Genomic DNA, 16,700 nt, shown 5'->3' with positions numbered 1-16,700 from the left:
CCTAAGGAGATTTATGTCAGAACGCGTCATCCTGGCGTATTCCGGCGGTCTGGACACCTCGGTGGCCATCAGCTGGATCGGCAAGGAGACCGGCCGTGAGGTCGTAGCGGTGGCGATCGACCTCGGCCAGGGCGGCGAAGACATGGAGGTCATTCGCCAGCGGGCCCTGGACTGCGGCGCGGTGGAAGCCGTCGTGGTCGACGCCCGCGACGAGTTCGCCGACGAATACTGCCTGCCCACGATCCTGTCCAACGCCCTCTACATGGACCGCTACCCGCTGGTGTCGGCGATCAGCCGGCCGCTGATCGTCAAGCACCTGGTGGCGGCGGCGCGCGAGCACGGCGGCAGCATCGTCGCCCACGGCTGCACCGGCAAGGGCAACGACCAGGTCCGGTTCGAGGTCGGATTCGGTTCGCTGGCACCGGATCTCGAGGTGCTGGCGCCGGTTCGCGATTACGCGTGGACGCGGGAGAAGGCGATCGCGTTCGCCGAAGAGAACGCCATCCCGATCAACGTGACCAAGCGCTCGCCGTTCTCCATCGACCAGAACGTGTGGGGTCGTGCGGTGGAAACCGGTTTCCTGGAACATCTTTGGAACGCGCCGACCAAGGACGTGTACGCCTACACCGAGGACCCCACGCTGAACTGGAGCACGCCCGACGAGGTGATCGTCGGGTTCGAGCGCGGCGTGCCGGTGACGATCGACGGCAAGCGCGTCTCGGTGCTGGGCGCCATCGAGGAACTCAACACCCGCGCGGGCGCCCAGGGCGTCGGCCGCCTCGACGTGGTCGAGGACCGGCTGGTGGGAATCAAGAGCCGCGAGATCTACGAGGCGCCCGGCGCCATGGTGCTCATCACCGCGCACACCGAACTCGAACACGTCACGCTGGAGCGGGAACTGGGCCGGTTCAAGCGGCACACTGATCAGCGTTGGGCCGAGCTGGTCTATGACGGGCTGTGGTATTCACCGCTCAAGGACGCCCTGGAGGCCTTCGTCGCCAGGACCCAGGAGCACGTGTCGGGTGAAGTGCGCATGGTGTTGCACGGCGGCCACATCGCGGTCAACGGCCGCCGCAGCGCGGAATCTCTGTACGACTTCAACCTGGCCACCTACGACGAGGGCGACAGCTTCGACCAGTCGGCCGCAAAGGGTTTCGTCTACGTGCACGGGCTGTCGTCGAAGATCGCCTCCCGCCGGGACCAGACCGCAACGGGCCCGGCCGACGCGTGAGCACTCGCGAGGGGTCGCTGTGGGGCGGGCGGTTCGCCGACGGCCCGGCGGATGCGCTGGCCGCGCTGAGCAAGTCCACCCACTTCGACTGGGTGCTGGCCCCCTACGACATCGTCGCCTCGCGGGCGCACACCGTGATCCTGTTCCGGGCCGGGCTGCTGAACGAAGAACAGCGCGACGGGTTACTGGCCGGCCTGGACCAGCTCGCCTCGGACGTCGCCGACGGCAGCTTCGCGCCCCTGGTCACCGACGAAGACGTGCACGGGGCGCTGGAACGCGGGCTGATCGACCGGGTCGGACCCGACCTCGGCGGCCGCCTGCGCGCCGGCCGGTCGCGCAACGACCAGGTGGCCACGCTGTTCCGGATGTGGCTGCGCGACGCGGTGCGCCGGGTCGCCGCCGGGGCGCTGGACGTCGTTGCCGCGCTGGCCGCCCAGGCCGCCGCCCACCCCGGTGCCATCATGCCGGGTAAGACCCATCTGCAGTCCGCGCAACCGGTGCTGTTGGCCCACCACCTGCTGGCGCACGCCCACCCCCTGCTGCGCGACGTCGACCGGATCGTCGACTTCGACAGGCGCGCCGGGGTGTCCCCGTACGGCTCGGGCGCGCTGGCCGGCTCGTCGCTGGGCCTGGATCCCGACGCGATCGCCGCGGAGCTCGGTTTCACCGCCGCGGCCGACAACTCGATCGACGCGACGGCCGCCCGGGATTTCGCCGCGGAGGCCGCGTTCGTGTTCGCCATGATCGGTGTCGACCTGTCCCGCCTGGCCGAGGACGTCATCCTGTGGAGCTCGACGGAATTCGGCTACGTCACCCTGCACGATTCGTGGTCGACCGGCAGCTCGATCATGCCGCAGAAGAAGAACCCCGACATCGCCGAGCTGGCGCGCGGCAAGTCCGGCCGCCTGATCGGGAACCTGACCGGCCTGCTGGCCACGCTGAAGGCCCAGCCGCTCGCCTACAACCGCGACCTGCAGGAAGACAAGGAACCGGTGTTCGATTCCGTCGCCCAGCTGGAACTGGTGTTGCCGGCGATGGCCGGGCTGCTGCGCAGCCTGACCTTCGACGTCGAGCGGATGGCCGCCCTGGCCCCGGCCGGCTACACGCTGGCCACCGACATCGCCGAATGGCTGGTGCGACAGGGGGTGCCGTTCCGCTCCGCGCACGAGGCCGCCGGGGCCGCGGTGCGCGCCGCGGAGCGGCGGGCCGTCGGACTCGACGAACTGACCGACGACGAATTGGCCGCCATCAGCCCCGATCTCACGCCACAGGTCCGTGAGGTGCTGACGATCGAGGGCTCGGTGTCGTCGCGCGACGCGCGAGGCGGCACCGCGCCGGATCGGGTCGCCGAGCAGATCAAAACCGTCCTGGCCAGCGCCGATAGGCTCAAAAGCCAGCTGCGCGACGACGATTGAGATGGGCTTGTTTTCCCTGACGGGCTGTGACAGGCAGACTAGACTTCGGCCTCACAGCGATCGGCTTGAACATTTGGGGCGGGGTCCTCGTCATCAAGGGGTGGAAGAACGATGAGCGTCGTCGCCGGCGTCTTCGGTGCGTTGCCGCCGCACCGATACTCGCAGCGCGAGCTCACCGACTTCTTCGTGAGCATCCCGAAGTTCGAGGGCTACGAAGACATCGTCCGGCAGCTGCATGCCAGCTCCAAGGTCGGCAGCCGCCACCTGGTGCTGCCGCTGGAGCAGTACCCCGCGCTGACCGACTTCGGCACGGCGAACCGGATCTTCACCGAGCACGCCGTGAAACTGGGCTGCGAAGCGCTGTCCGGCGCCCTCGACGAGGCGGGGCTGCGGCCGCGGGACGTCGACGTGCTCATCACCACCACCGTCACCGGCCTCAGCGTGCCCTCCGTGGACGCCCGGATCGCCGCGCAGCTCGGTCTTCGCGACGACGTGCGCCGGGTGCCGCTGTTCGGCCTCGGGTGTGTCGCCGGCGCCGCGGGCGTGGCCCGCGTGAACGACTACCTGCGCGGCGCACCCGACGCCGTGGCCGCCCTGATCTCCGTCGAGCTCTGCTCGCTGACCTATCCCGGCTACACCCCGTCGCTGGCCGGCCTGGTCGGCAGCGCCCTGTTCGCCGACGGCGCCGCGGCGGTGGTGGCCGTCGGCGAGCGGCGTGCCGAACAACTGGCGCCGAGCGGGCCCACCATCCTCGACTCGCGCAGCCACCTGTACCCCGACTCGCTGCGCACCATGGGCTTCGACGTGGGCGCCACCGGCTTCGAGCTGGTGCTGTCCAAGGACGTCGCGGCCGTCGTCGAGCAGTACATCGAAGCCGATGTCACGCAGTTCCTCGCCGCGCACGGCTTGACCACGGGCGACATCGGCGCCTTCGTGAGCCACCCCGGCGGCCCCAAGGTCATCGAGGCCATCAACTCTGCACTCGGCCTGCCGCCGGAGGCACTCGAACTGACCTGGCGTTCGCTCGGCGAGATCGGCAACCTCTCGTCGGCGTCGGTGTTGCATGTGCTGCGCGACACCATGGCCAAGCCGCCGGCGAGTGGAAGCCCCGGCCTGATGCTCGCGATGGGTCCAGGGTTCTGTTCCGAATTGGTGTTGTTGCGTTGGCACTGATTTTGGCCCGTGCACTTCTACTTCAAGGCGTCGCTTCTTGGGCTTGAAAGTTTGGCGAGGGGATGCGGGCCGGCGTGGGACACGTCCGTCGCGGGAGTATCGCTGTGAGTGACACGAGAGGCCGCCTTCGATGAACGGCAACACCGAAGAGCTGATCAAGGCTCTTCGCCAATCGCTGAAAGAAACCGAGCGGCTCAAGCGCGAGAACCGCGAATACCTTGGCTTGTTAGCCGAACGAGCGACCGAACCGGTGGCGGTGGTCGGCATGGGCTGCCGGTACCCGGGCGGCGTGGACTCACCGGAGGCGTTGTGGCAGATGGTGGTCGACGGCCGCGATGTGGTCTCGGAGTTCCCGGCGGACCGTGGCTGGAACTTGACGGGTTTGTTCGATGCGGATCCCGACGCCGTGGGCAAGTCCTACGCGCGGTGCGGCGGGTTCCTCTCGGACGTCGCGGATTTCGACGCGGCGTTCTTCGGGATAGCCCCCAGCGAGGCGCTGGCCATGGACCCGCAACAGCGGCTGCTGCTCGAGGTGTCCTGGGAGGCGCTGGAGCGGGCCGGGATCGACCCCGCCACCCTGCGCGGGTCGGCGACCGGTGTGTTCGCCGGGATATTCCACGGCTCCTACGGGGGGCAGGGACGGGTCCCGGGACACCTGGAGCGATACGGCCTGCGCGGCTCGACTTTGAGCGTGGCCTCGGGCCGGGTGGCCTATTCGCTGGGGTTCGAAGGGCCGGCCGTCTCGGTGGACACGGCGTGTTCGTCGTCGCTGGTGGCCCTGCACTTGGCGGCGCAGTCGTTGCGTGGCGGCGAATGCGATCTGGCGCTGGCCGGCGGAGTGACGGTGATGGCCACACCGGCGATGTTCATCGAGTTCAGCCGGCAACGCGCCCTGGCCGCCGACGGCCGGTGCAAGGCCTATGCGGGTGCCGCCGACGGCACCGGGTTCTCCGAAGGCGTCGGTGTGCTGGTGCTGGAGCGGCTGTCCGACGCCCGGCGGCACGGGCATCCGGTGCTGGCCGTGATACGCGGGTCCGCGGTGAATCAGGACGGCGCGTCCAACGGCCTGGCGACGCCCAACGGGCCGTCGCAGCAACGGGTGATCCGGGCGGCGCTGGCCGATGCGCGGCTGGGCACGGCCGACGTCGATCTGGTCGAGGGCCACGGCACCGGCACCACGCTCGGCGATCCCATTGAGGCTCAAGCGGTGCTGGCGACCTACGGGCAGGACCGCCCGGCGGATCGGCCGCTGCGGCTGGGATCGATCAAATCGAACATGGGCCATACCTCGGCGGCCGCGGGTGCCGGCGGGGTGATCAAGATGGTGCAGGCGATCCGCCACGGCGTGATGCCCAAGACGCTGCACGTGGATGAGCCGACGCCGCACGTGGATTGGACCGCCGGGGCGGTCTCGCTGCTGACGGAGCAGCTGCCCTGGCCGGCGGTGGACCGGCCGCGCCGCGCGGGTGTCTCCTCGTTCGGCATCAGCGGCACCAATGCGCACGTCATCGTGGAGCAGTATGTCCCGCAGCCGGAAATCGGCACGCGCCCAAATGATGACGTGGTGGTGCCGTGGGTGCTCTCGGCCCGCTCGGGCGATGCGCTGGCGAATCAGGCCGCGCGCCTGCTGGCCCGAGTGAAGGCCGATCCCGGGGCGCGGGTGTTGGACGTGGGCTGGTCGCTGATCGCGACGCGGTCGAGCTTCGAGCACCGGGCGGTCGTCGTGGGCGCCGACGGCGCGCAGTTGCTGCGTGGGCTGACGGCGTTGGCGGGCGGTGAACAGGGTGCGGGCCTGGTGACGGGCCGGGCGCAGCCGGTGGGCAAGACGGTGTTCGTGTTCCCCGGCCAAGGGTCGCAGTGGGCCGGCATGGGCGCTCAATTGCTGGACAGTTCAACGGTGTTCGCCGAGCACCTGCGGCGCTGCGCTGACGCGCTGTCCGACTACGTCGACTGGTCGCTGATCGACGTGATCCGCGGTGCCCCGGGCGCACCCGGATTGGACCGGGTGGACGTGGTGCAGCCGGCGCTGTGGGCGGTGATGGTGTCGCTGGCCGAACTGTGGCGCTCGGTGGGAGTGGTCCCCGATGCGGTGATCGGCCATTCGCAGGGCGAGATCGCGGCGGCTTATGTGGCGGGGGCGCTGTCGCTTCAGGACGCCGCCCGGGTGGTCGCGCTGCGCAGCCGGCTGCTGGTGCGGTTGTCGGGCCGCGGCGGCATGGTCTCGTTGGCGTGCAGTCTGGCGCGCGCCGAGCAGCTGATCGCCGGCTGGGGCGAACGACTGAATATCGCGACAGTCAACGGTGTTGCGGCGGTGGTGGTGTCCGGCGAGGTAGACGCACTGGGCGAACTGATGCAACGGTGCGAAGCCGAGAATCTCCGTGCCCGCCGGATCGACGTCGACTACGCATCGCATTCCGCGCAGGTGGACGCGATTCGCGAGCCCCTCGCCGAGGCGCTGCACGGCCTCGAGCCGCGGTCCGCCGCGGTCGCCTTCTTCTCCACGGTCACCGGCGAACCGATGGACACCGCGCGCCTGGACGCCGACTACTGGTTCCAAAGCATCAGGCGCACAGTGCAATTCGAGCGCGCGGTGCGCAGCGCGTGCGACGCGGGCAATAGCACGTTCATCGAATGCAGCCCGCATCCGGTGCTGATGGCCGCCATCGAAGAAACCATGCCCGACGGCGAGCGGGGGTGCGTCATCCCCTCGCTCGGCCGCGATGACGGTGGCCTGGACCGCTTCTGGCTCTCGGTCGCCCAAGCCCACGTCGCGGGCGTGGCCGTGGACTGGCGCGCCGCGATGGCCGGCCTGGGTGGCCGGGTCGTCGACCTGCCGACGTACGGGTTTGTCCGCCAACACTTTTGGCTTCCCGGTGGTGCGACGGGCTCGCAAGACGTCACCACCTTGGGGCTGGCCGCCGCCGAGCACGGATTGCTCGGCGCCGTGGTACCGCGGCCCGATTCCGGCGGTGTGGTGCTGACGGGCCGCTTGTCGACCGCGGACCATCCGTGGCTGGCCGATCACGCGGTGGGCGAGACCGTGTTGTTCCCGGGGGCCGGATTCGTCGAGCTGGCCATCCGCGCGGCCGACGAGGTCGGCGCCGCGGTGCTCGACGAGCTGACCCTGTCGGCTCCGCTGCTGTTGCCGGCCGCCGAGGGTGTGGGGGTACAACTGGTGGTCGGCGCGGCCGACGAGTCGGGCGCGCGGCGGTTGTCGGTGTATTCCGCTGGTGCCCAGCCGGATTCGGACTGGGTGTTGCATGCCCAGGGAGCGCTGCGGCCCGGCACGGTGACGCCGGCCGCGGACCTTTCGGTCTGGCCGCCCGCCGGGGCGACCGCGGTGGACATCACCGGGGCCTATGCGCGGCTGGCGCAGCGGGGCTACGAATACGGCGACGCCTTCAAGGGTCTGCGGGCCGTGTGGCGGCGCGGCGACGAGGTGTTCGCCGAGGTCGCGGTGCCCGAGGCCGGCGCCCAGGATGGCGGCTTCGGAGTGCACCCCGTGCTCCTGGATGCCGCGCTGCATGCGGTCGGCGTCGCCACCGAGCAGGATCAGACCGTGTTGCCGTTCTCGTGGCAGGGTGTGTCGTTGCACGCATCGGGTGCGTCGCGCGCGCGGGTCCGCATCGCACCGGCCGGCGCCGGCTCGGTCTCGGTGGAATTGGCCGACGGGACAGGGCTCCCGGTGCTGACCGTGCGATCGCTGGCCATGCGTCCGGTCTCGGCCGAGCAGTTGACGGCGGCTCCCGCGCAGCGCTCCGAGGGACTGCTCGACGTGACGTGGTCGCCGATCGCGCTGGGCGGCGGCGCCGGTGGCGCCGAGGCCTCGGTGTGGGAACTCGGCGATCACGGGGGCGACGTCGTGAAGGCGGTGCACGCCGCGGCCACCGAGATATTGGCGGCGCTGCAGTCTCATGTGCGCGACGAAAGCGACGCGATGCTGGCCGTGCGGACGCGCGGCGCGGTCGCCCCTGCCGGGGAGGATGTTTCGGATCTGGCCGGCGCCGCGGTGTGGGGCCTGGTGCGCTCCGCGCAAGCCGAGCACCCGGGGCGGATGGTGCTGATCGACTCCGACGGCTCTATCGATCCCCGCGCGGTGATCGATTGTGGCGAGCCGCAAGTCGTGATCCGGCAGGGTGTGGCGTATGCGGCGCGGTTGCGCCCGGTGCGCGCCGCCGTCGGGCTGCCCGACGCGGTCTGGCGGCTGGATGCCGGCGGGGAGGGAACGCTGGAGGATCTGGTCGTAAGCTCTTGCCCGCGAACCGAATTGACCGGCGGGCAGGTGCGAGTGGCGGTGGCCGCGGTCGGGGTGAACTTCCGCGATGTCCTGGTGGCTCTGGGCATGTACCCGGGGGGCGGGCAGCTGGGGGCCGAGGGCTCCGGCGTGGTCGTCGAGGTGGGGCCCGGCGTGACCGGTCTGGCCGTCGGCGACGCGGTGATGGGCTTGCTGGGGGTCGTCGGTTCCGAGGCGGTGGTGGATCAACGCGTGCTGACACCGGTGCCGCCGGGACTGCCGCTGGTCGCGGCGGCGGGGGTGCCGGTGGTCTTCCTGACGGCGCTGTACGGGCTGTCGGTCCTGGGCGGGCTGCGCGCCGGCGAACGGGTCCTGGTGCACACCGCCACCGGCGGGGTGGGCATGGCCGCGGTACAGCTCGCAAGGCACTGGGGCGCCGAGGTGTTCGTCACCGCCAGCCGCGGCAAGTGGGACACACTGCGCGCGATGGGTTTCGGCGACGACCACATCGGCGATTCGCGCACGACGGATTTCGAGGCGAAATTCGCGTCGGCCACCAACGGCCACGGGTTCGACGTCGTGCTCAACTCCCTGGCCGGCGAGCTCACCGACGCGTCGTTGCGGCTGTTGGCTCCCGGCGGCCGATTCATCGAGATGGGTAAGACCGACGTGCGCGATCCGCACGCCGTCGCCGCCCAGTATCGGGGCGCGCGGTATCGGGCGTTCGACCTGATGGAGGCCGGCCCCGAGCGCACGGCGGCCATGCTGGCCGAGATCGTGGCACTGTTGGCAGAAGGCGTCTTGAAACCGTTGCCGTTGAAGACCTTTGACGTTCGCTGCGCCTCGGCGGCCTATCGGTATGTCAGCCAGGCGCGTCACATCGGCAAGGTCGCGCTGACCGTCCCGTCCGGGCCGGGCGCAGCGCTCAGCGGCTGCGGTGGCGGGCTGGCGGGGGCCAGCGTGGTGATCACCGGTGGCACCGGAATGGCCGGTTCGGCGCTGGCCCGCCACCTCGTTGACCGCTACGCAGTGGCCCACGTGGTGCTGGTCAGCCGCGCCGGCGCCGGGGCCGCCGGGGTCGCCGAACTGGTGGCCGAACTGCGGGAGGCCGGCGCGCAGGTGTCGGTGGTGGCCTGCGATGTCGCGGACCGCGAAGCGGCGTCCTCGATGCTGGCCGAGATACCGGCGCAGTATCCGCTGCGCGGAATCGTGCATGCCGCGGGCATTCTCGACGATGGGTTGATCTCGTCGCTGACCCCGGATCGGGTGGACGCGGTGCTGCGCGCCAAGGTCGACGGGGCCTGGAACCTGCACGAGCTCACCCGGCACCTGGATCTCTCGGCGTTCGTGGTGTTTTCGTCGATGGCCGGGATCGTGGGGACCCCGGGCCAGGCCAACTACGCGGCGGCCAACAGTTTCCTCGATGGGCTGGCCGCCTACCGGCGCGCCCACGGACTTCCGGGACTGTCGCTGGCCTGGGGCCTGTGGGAGCAGGCCTCCGCGATGACCGCGCACCTCGGCGATCGCGACAAGGCCCGGATGAGCAGGATCGGGTTGGCACCGCTGTCCACCGAACAGGCGCTGGCGGCCTTCGACGCCGCGATGCTGGTCGACAGGCCGGTGCTGGTTGCCGCCCGGGTGGACCGGGCCGCCCTGGCCGAGAACGCCGCCGCGCTGCCTGGACTGCTGCGGGAACTCGTGGCCGCGCCGGCTCGGCGCGTCATCGACGACACGGACGTCACCGCCTCGACGAGCGGGCTATCGGCGCGTCTGCACGGCCTGACTCCCGAGGCACGGCAGCGCGAGCTGGTCGACCTGGTTTGCGGCAACGCGGCGATGGTGCTGGGCGTGCCCAATCCGGCGGACATCGACGCCGGCCGCGCCTTCCAGGAATTGGGGTTTGATTCACTGACCGCGGTCGAACTGCGGAACCGCCTCAAAAACGCGACGGGCCTTACCCTTTCACCGACTTTGATATTCGACTACCCGACGCCTGCCGTGCTGGCGACGCAGCTGGACACCCAACTGGCCGGCACCGCCGGCGCCGTCGATCAGCCGAGCCTGAGTCGCTTCAACGACATAACCCGGGAACTGCAGGCGCTGCTCGGCGCCCCGAACTGGACCGCCGACGACAAGTCGGTGCTGCGCGCCCGCATTCACAACCTGCTCGCCGCGCTCGGCCCGGACGATCATTCCGACGCCGAACACCTCGACGACGACCTCGACGCCGCCACCGAAAGCCAACTCTTTGCGATCCTCGATGAAGAACTCGGCCGCTGACACCCCACAAGGAGCAACGATGCCGGGCACCACGCAGCATGTCGACTACCTGAAACGCCTCACGGCGGATCTCAGGCGGACCCGGCGGCGCGTCGCGGAATTGGAAGACCGGCTTTCCGAGCCCGTCGCCGTGGTGGGCATGGCGTGCCGCTACGCCGGTGGTGTCCAGTCGCCAGAAGACTTGTGGCAACTGGTGATCGAGGGCCGCGACACGGTGTCGGATTTCCCCGCCGACCGTGGCTGGGACGTCGAGGGGTTGTACGATCCCGACCCCGATAGCAAGGGAAAGATGTACACCCGCCAGGGCAGCTTCCTGCAGGGCGCGGGCGACTTCGACGCCGGTTTCTTCGGCATCGGGCCCAGCGAGGCGCTCGCCATGGATCCCCAGCAGCGGGTGATGCTGGAGATCTGCTGGGAAGCGTTGGAGCGCGCGGGCATTGACCCGTTCGCGTTGCGGGGCTCGGCGACCGGGGTGTTCGCGGGGGTCATTCACGCCGGCTATGGCGGCGAGGTCAAGGGAGAGCTCGAGGGCTACGGGCTGACCGGTTCGACGCTGAGCGTGACCTCGGGCCGGGTGTCCTATGTGTTGGGCCTGGAAGGCCCGGCCGTGTCGGTGGACACCGCGTGTTCGTCGTCGTTGGTCTCCATGCATCTGGCCGCGCAGTCGCTGCGGTCCGGGGAGTGCGATTTGGCGCTGGCCGGCGGGGTGACCGTCATGGCCACGCCCGCGGCCTTCGTCGAGTTCAGCCGCCAGCGCGCGCTGGCCCCCGACGGTCGCTGCAAGGTGTACGCCGGTGCGGCGGACGGGACTTCGTGGTCGGAGGGCGCGGGTGTGCTGGTGCTGGAGCGGCTGGCCGACGCGCGGCGCCTGGGCCATCCCGTCTTGGCGGTGCTGCGCGGCACGGCGGTGAATCAGGACGGCGCGTCCAACGGGTTGACCGCTCCCAACGGGCCCTCACAGCAGCGGGTGATCCGGGCGGCGCTGGCCAACGCCGGACTGGCGGCGGCGGATGTGGATGTGGTCGAGGGCCACGGAACCGGAACGGTGCTCGGGGACCCCATCGAGGCCCAGGCCCTGCTGGCGACCTACGGGCAGGAACGTCCCGCGGACCGGCCGCTGTGGTTGGGCTCGATCAAATCCAACATCGGGCACACCTCGGCCGCGGCGGGTGTGGCCGGGGTGATCAAGATGGTGCAGGCGATCCGGCACGGGGTGCTGCCCAAGACGCTGCACGTGGATATCCCGTCACCGCACGTGGATTGGTCCGCCGGGGCGGTGTCGCTGTTGACCGAGCCGCGGCCGTGGCCGGAGCACGGCGGGATACGGCGGGCGGGCGTGTCGTCGTTCGGGATCAGCGGCACCAACGCGCACGTGATCGTCGAGCAGGCGCCTTCCGAACCGGTCCCGGAGCCTGCGCCTGACGATGCGAATCCGGTTATCCCGTGGGTGATTTCGGCGCGCTCGCCCGAAGCCCTTGCCGGTCAGGCGCAGCGACTGCTGGATCGGCTCGACGCCGATGCGGGCGTGCGGCCGGTCGACGTGGGTGTGTCGCTGGCGACCACCCGGGCGGCCTTCGAGCATCGGGCGGTGCTGCTGGGCGCCGACCGCGAGGCCCTGGCGGCGGGGTTGGCGGGGCTGGCGTCCGGGCGGCCGGACGCGGGCGCGCTGGTCGGCCGGACTCGGTCGGTGGGCCAGCGGGTGTTCGTGTTCCCGGGCCAGGGCTCGCAGTCGCTCGGGATGGGCGCCGAGCTGTACGGGCGATTTCCCGTATTCGCCCGCGCTTTCGACGAAGCCGTCGCGGCGGTCGACGCCCATGCGCGGTTACCCCTGCGCGAGGTGATGTGGGGCAGCGACCCGGAGTTGTTGCAGAGCACCGAGTTTGCCCAGCCGGCGTTGTTCGTCCTGGAAGTCGCGTTGGCCGCGTTGTGGCAGTCCTTCGGTGTGACACCGGATGTGGTGATCGGCCATTCGGTCGGCGAGATCGCCGCGGCGCACGTGGCCGGGGCGCTGTCGCTGCCCGATGCGGCACGGCTGGTGGCGGCGCGCGGCCGGTTGATGGCCGCGCTGCCCGCCGGCGGCGTGATGGTCGCGGTGACCGCGACGGAAGCGGAGGTGGCCCCGTTGCTCAACGGCGCGGTGAGCATCGCCGCGGTGAACGGCCCCCGATCGCTGGTGCTCTCCGGCGAAAAATCCGCGGTGACGGCGATCGAGGACCGGCTGGCGGCCGGCGGCGCCAGGGTGCACCGGCTGGCGGTCTCGCACGCGTTTCACTCGCCGCTGATGGAGCCGATGACGCGGGACTTCGCGGCGGTGGCCGACGGCGTGGCGGCGGGCGAGCCGCGAATCGCGTTGGTGTCCAACCTGACCGGGCAGCTGGCCGGCCCCGGCTACGGGTCCACCGGGTACTGGGTCGACCACGTGCGCCAGCCGGTGCGATTCGTCGACGGGGTGCGGGTGGCCGAATCCCTGGGTGCCGGTGTCTTCCTGGAGGTGGGTCCGGGCGCGGCGTTGACGTCCGCGGTGGAGCAATCCCTGACGACCGACCGCGCGGCCTCGGTGGTGACCATGGCCAAGGGGCGCCCCGAAGTGGAGTCGCTGCTGCGGGCGGCCGGCCAGCTGTTCACGGCCGGGACCGAGGTGCGGTGGGCCGCGGCCTTCGCCGACTCCAACGCCCGGCGCGTCGAGCTGCCGACGTATGCCTTTGTGCGGCGCCACTTTTGGCTATCCAGCGATTCGGTGGGCTCGGCCAACATCGCCAGCCTGGGTTTGGCCGAGGCCGACCACGCGCTGTTGGGCGCGGTGGTGGACCGCCCGGATTCCGGCGGTGTGGTGTTGACGGGCCGGCTTTCGCTGGCCGCTCAGCCGTGGCTGGCCGACCACGCAGTCGCCGGCACGGTGCTGTTTCCGGGGGCCGGCTTCGTCGAGTTGGCGTTGCGGGCCGGCGACGAGGTCGGCTGCTCGGTGGTCGAGGAGTTGACGCTGTCCGCGCCGCTGTCGGTGCCGGCGGCCGGTGTGGTGCACCTCCAGGTGGTCGTAGCCGCCGCCGGCGAGGCCGGAATGCGTTCGGTCGCGGTGTATTCGCGTGCCGCGCAATCCGATTGGGTGCTGCACGCCGAAGGCGTGCTGAGCGACGGTGCACCCGCGCCGGGCGCCGACCTGTCGGTGTGGCCGCCGCCGGGTGCGGACCCGGTGGATGTGACCGGTGCGTACGACGGCCTGGCCGCCCGGGGCTACGGATATGGACCCGCCTTTCGGGGGTTACGGGCCGTCTGGCGAAGGGGGACCGAGACTTTCGCTGAGGTGGAGCTGTCGCACCAGGCCGGAGTGTCGACCGGTGGCTTCGGCATCCATCCGGTGGTGCTGGATGCGGCGCTGCACGGGCTGGGAGTGTCCGACGCGCAGATCGAGACAGTGTTGCCGTTCTCGTGGCAGCAAGTGAGTTTGAATGCGGCCGGCGCATCGCGGGTCCGGGTCAGGCTGGCGCAGGTCGGTTCGGGTGCCGTGTCGGTCGAGCTGGCCGACTCGTCCGGGCTGCCCGTCTTGTCGGTGGGCGCGCTGGTGACGCGCCCCGTGTCGGCCGATCAGCTGACCGCGGCCGTGGCGGCCCGCTCCGGCAGCGGGGAACTGCTCGAGGTGGTGTGGTCGCCGGTCCCGCTGCCCGGCGACGACCTTGGCGAGAAGTTCACCGTCTGGGAGCTACCGGCCACGGGCTCGGGCACGGTGCGCTCCGTCTACGCCGCGACCCACCAGGCCCTGGGCGCGCTGCAACCCTGGCTGACAGGTGAGGCGGCCGGCGTCCTGGCGGTGGTGACCCGCGGGGCGGTGAGCCTGACGGGCGAGGACGTCGCGGACCTGGCCGGCGCCGCGGTGTGGGGGCTGACGCGGTCCGCCCAGGCCGAGAACCCGGGCCGCGTCGTGTTGGTCGACACCGACGGCACACTCGATGTCGCAACGGTGATCGGTTGTGGTGAGCCGCAATTGATGGTGCGCGCGGGTGTGGCCTACAGCGCCCGGCTGAAACCGGCCGACCGGCGACCCCTGCTGCAGCTGCCCGACCCGCCGTCGGTGTGGCGGCTGGCCGCCGGCGACGCCGGAACGCTCGAGGATCTGGCGGTGCAGGAGACCGGGCCGGCGCCGTTGCAGGCCGGTCAGGTGCGGGTGGCGGTCGGCGCGGCCGGGGTGAACTTCCGCGACGTGCTGGTGGCGCTGAACATGTACCCGGGGGCCGCGCAGCTGGGCGCCGAGGGCGCGGGAATCGTCACCGAACTCGGCGCGGGCGTGACGGATGTGGCCGTCGGGGACGCGGTCATGGGGATCTTCGGGCTGGCCGGCTCCGAGGCAGTGGTGGATCGCCGCTTGGTGACCCGGGCGCCGCAGGGCTGGTCGACGGCTCAGGCCGCGGCCGTGCCGGTGGTGTTCTTGACGGCCTATTACGGGCTGTCGGTGCTGGCGGGCTTGCGGGCAGGGCAGCGAGTTCTGGTGCACGCCGCCACCGGCGGCGTGGGCATGGCGGCGGTGCAGCTGGCCCGGCACTGGGGCGCGGAGGTGTTCGCGACCGCCAGCCAGGGTAAGTGGGACACGTTGCGCGCCATGGGATTCGACGATGCGCACATCGCCGATTCCCGGACGCTGGATTTCGAACAGAAATTCGCCGCCGGCGTGGACGTGGTGCTCAACTCCCTGGCCGGGGAGTTCAACGACGCGTCGCTGCGCCTGCTGGGGCCCGGCGGGCGCTTCATCGAGATGGGCAAAACCGATCTGCGTGACCCGGATGCCGTCGCATCGGCGCACCCCGGGGTGATGTATCGCGCGTTCGATCTGATGGAGGCCGGCCCGGACCGCATCGCCGAGATGCTGGCGGAATTGATGGGGCTGTTCGCGGCGGGTGTCCTGGCGCCGTTGCCCGTCAAGGTTTTCGACGCCCGCAGCGCCGCCGACGCCTACCGGTTCGTCAGCCAGGCCCGCCACATCGGCAAGGTCGTGCTCACCATGCCGGACGGGCCCGCCGGGCTGGCCGGCGGCACCGCGCTGATCACCGGCGGCACCGGCATGGCGGGTTCTGCGGTGGCGCGGCACCTCGTCGGGCGGCACCGGGTGCCCCACGTGATGCTGGTCAGCCGCAGCGGTGAACGCGCCGACGGCATCTCCGGGCTCGCCGCCGAATTGCGCGAGGCGGGAGCCTCGGTGGCGGTGGTGGCGTGCGATGTCGGCGACCGCGACGCCGTCGCGGCGTTGCTGGCACAAGTACCGGAACGATACCCGCTGCGGTCGGTGTTCCACGCGGCCGGCGTGCTCGACGACGCGGTGATCGCGTCGCTGACGCCCGCGCGCATCGACACGGTGTTGCGGGCCAAAGTCGATGGCGCCTGGAACCTGCACGAGCTCACCAAAGCGCTGGATTTGTCGGCGTTCGTGGCGTTTTCGTCGATGGCGGGCATCGTGGGCGCGCCGGGCCAAGGGAATTACGCCGCGGCCAACAGCTTCCTCGACGCGCTGGCGGCGCATCGCCGCGCCCACGGCCTGCCGGGCCTGTCGGTGGCGTGGGGGATGTGGGAGGAGGCCTCCACGATGACCCGACACCTCGGTGAGCGTGACAAGGCCAGGATGACCCGGGCCGGTCTGAGCGCGTTGTCCACTCGGCAGGCGCTGGACCTGCTGGACGCTGCGCTGCTGACCGAACACCCCATGGTGGTGGGCACCCGACTGGACAGGGGGGCGCTGGCCCACCACAGCGACACGCTGCCGCCGTTGCTGAGCCAGTTGGCCGCCCGGCCGGCGCGGCGCGTCCTGGAACACACCGACATGGTGTCCCTGACTGGCCTGCGGGCGCGCCTGGAGGGCATGACCCCCGAACAGCGGCACAGCGAATTGGTCGAACTGGTCTGCAGCAACGCGGCCGCGGTACTGGGCCACAGCACCGCGGACGTCAACGCCGACGATGCGTTCGGCGACCTCGGCTTCGACTCGCTGACCGCCGTCGAACTGCGCAACCGGCTGAAAATCGCCACCGGCCTTACCCTTTCGCCCACGCTGATCTTCGACCAGCCCACGCCGGGCGCGCTTGCCGAACACCTCGAGACCCAGCTGGCCACCAGTGCCCCGCAAGGGGCGACTGTCACGACGCCCGATCGCATGACCCGCTTCAACGACATCGCCCGAGAGCTGCAGGCGCTGCTCAACCAGGCCGATCTGAGTCCCGGCGACAAGGCGCAGGTCATCGCCCGGCTGGAAGGCCTGTTGGGCGGCGTGGCGGTGGCGTCACCCGCGCCGCTCCTGCCGGCCCCCGAGGACGCGTTCGACGACGACATCTCCACCGCCACCGAGAGCCAGCTTTTCGCGATCCTCGACGATGAAGTCGGCCCCTGA

At 70.9% G+C, this 16,700-nt stretch carries 5 protein-coding genes; all 5 read left to right on the top strand.

Annotation, left to right across the window (positions count from 1 at the left end; translation table 11 throughout):
• Window positions 1-13: 13 nt before the first annotated feature.
• Window positions 14-1,231 (top strand): argininosuccinate synthase, encoded by a 1,218-nt coding sequence (locus AC5Y30_RS24655; protein WP_499921783.1) that lies wholly within the window; start codon window positions 14-16, stop codon window positions 1,229-1,231.
• The gene (gene argH / locus AC5Y30_RS24650) at window positions 1,228-2,646 is read left to right on the top strand and encodes an argininosuccinate lyase (RefSeq protein ID WP_499921781.1); all 1,419 of its coding nucleotides are present in this window, start codon (window positions 1,228-1,230) and stop codon (window positions 2,644-2,646) included. The genes AC5Y30_RS24655 and argH overlap by 4 nt, the downstream gene beginning before the upstream one ends.
• 111 nt (window positions 2,647-2,757) lie before the next feature.
• Window positions 2,758-3,819: a type III polyketide synthase gene (locus tag AC5Y30_RS24645; protein ID WP_499921779.1), complete on the top strand. Its 1,062-nt coding sequence runs from the start codon at window positions 2,758-2,760 to the stop codon at window positions 3,817-3,819.
• Between the two features lie 130 nt (window positions 3,820-3,949).
• On the top strand, window positions 3,950-10,333 hold the full coding sequence (locus AC5Y30_RS24640; protein ID WP_499921777.1) for an SDR family NAD(P)-dependent oxidoreductase: 6,384 nt from the start codon (window positions 3,950-3,952) through the stop codon (window positions 10,331-10,333).
• Window positions 10,334-10,352: 19 nt separating this feature from the next.
• The gene (locus AC5Y30_RS24635) at window positions 10,353-16,700 is read left to right on the top strand and encodes an SDR family NAD(P)-dependent oxidoreductase (RefSeq protein ID WP_499921775.1); all 6,348 of its coding nucleotides are present in this window, start codon (window positions 10,353-10,355) and stop codon (window positions 16,698-16,700) included.

It is taken from the genome of Mycobacterium sp. NGS27 (genome assembly GCF_059813005.1).
This window is presented reverse-complemented; position numbering and strand designations above follow the sequence as displayed.

Bases quoted from the DNA above. Each gene is read 5' to 3' on its own strand.
- AC5Y30_RS24655 (WP_499921783.1), top strand. From the start codon at position 14: ATGTCAGAACGCGTCATCCTGGCGTATTCCGGCGGTCTGGACACCTCG.
- AC5Y30_RS24645 (WP_499921779.1), top strand. From the start codon at position 2,758: ATGAGCGTCGTCGCCGGCGTCTTCGGTGCGTTGCCGCCGCACCGATAC.
- AC5Y30_RS24635 (WP_499921775.1), top strand. From the start codon at position 10,353: ATGCCGGGCACCACGCAGCATGTCGACTACCTGAAACGCCTCACGGCG.
- AC5Y30_RS24640 (WP_499921777.1), top strand. From the start codon at position 3,950: ATGAACGGCAACACCGAAGAGCTGATCAAGGCTCTTCGCCAATCGCTG.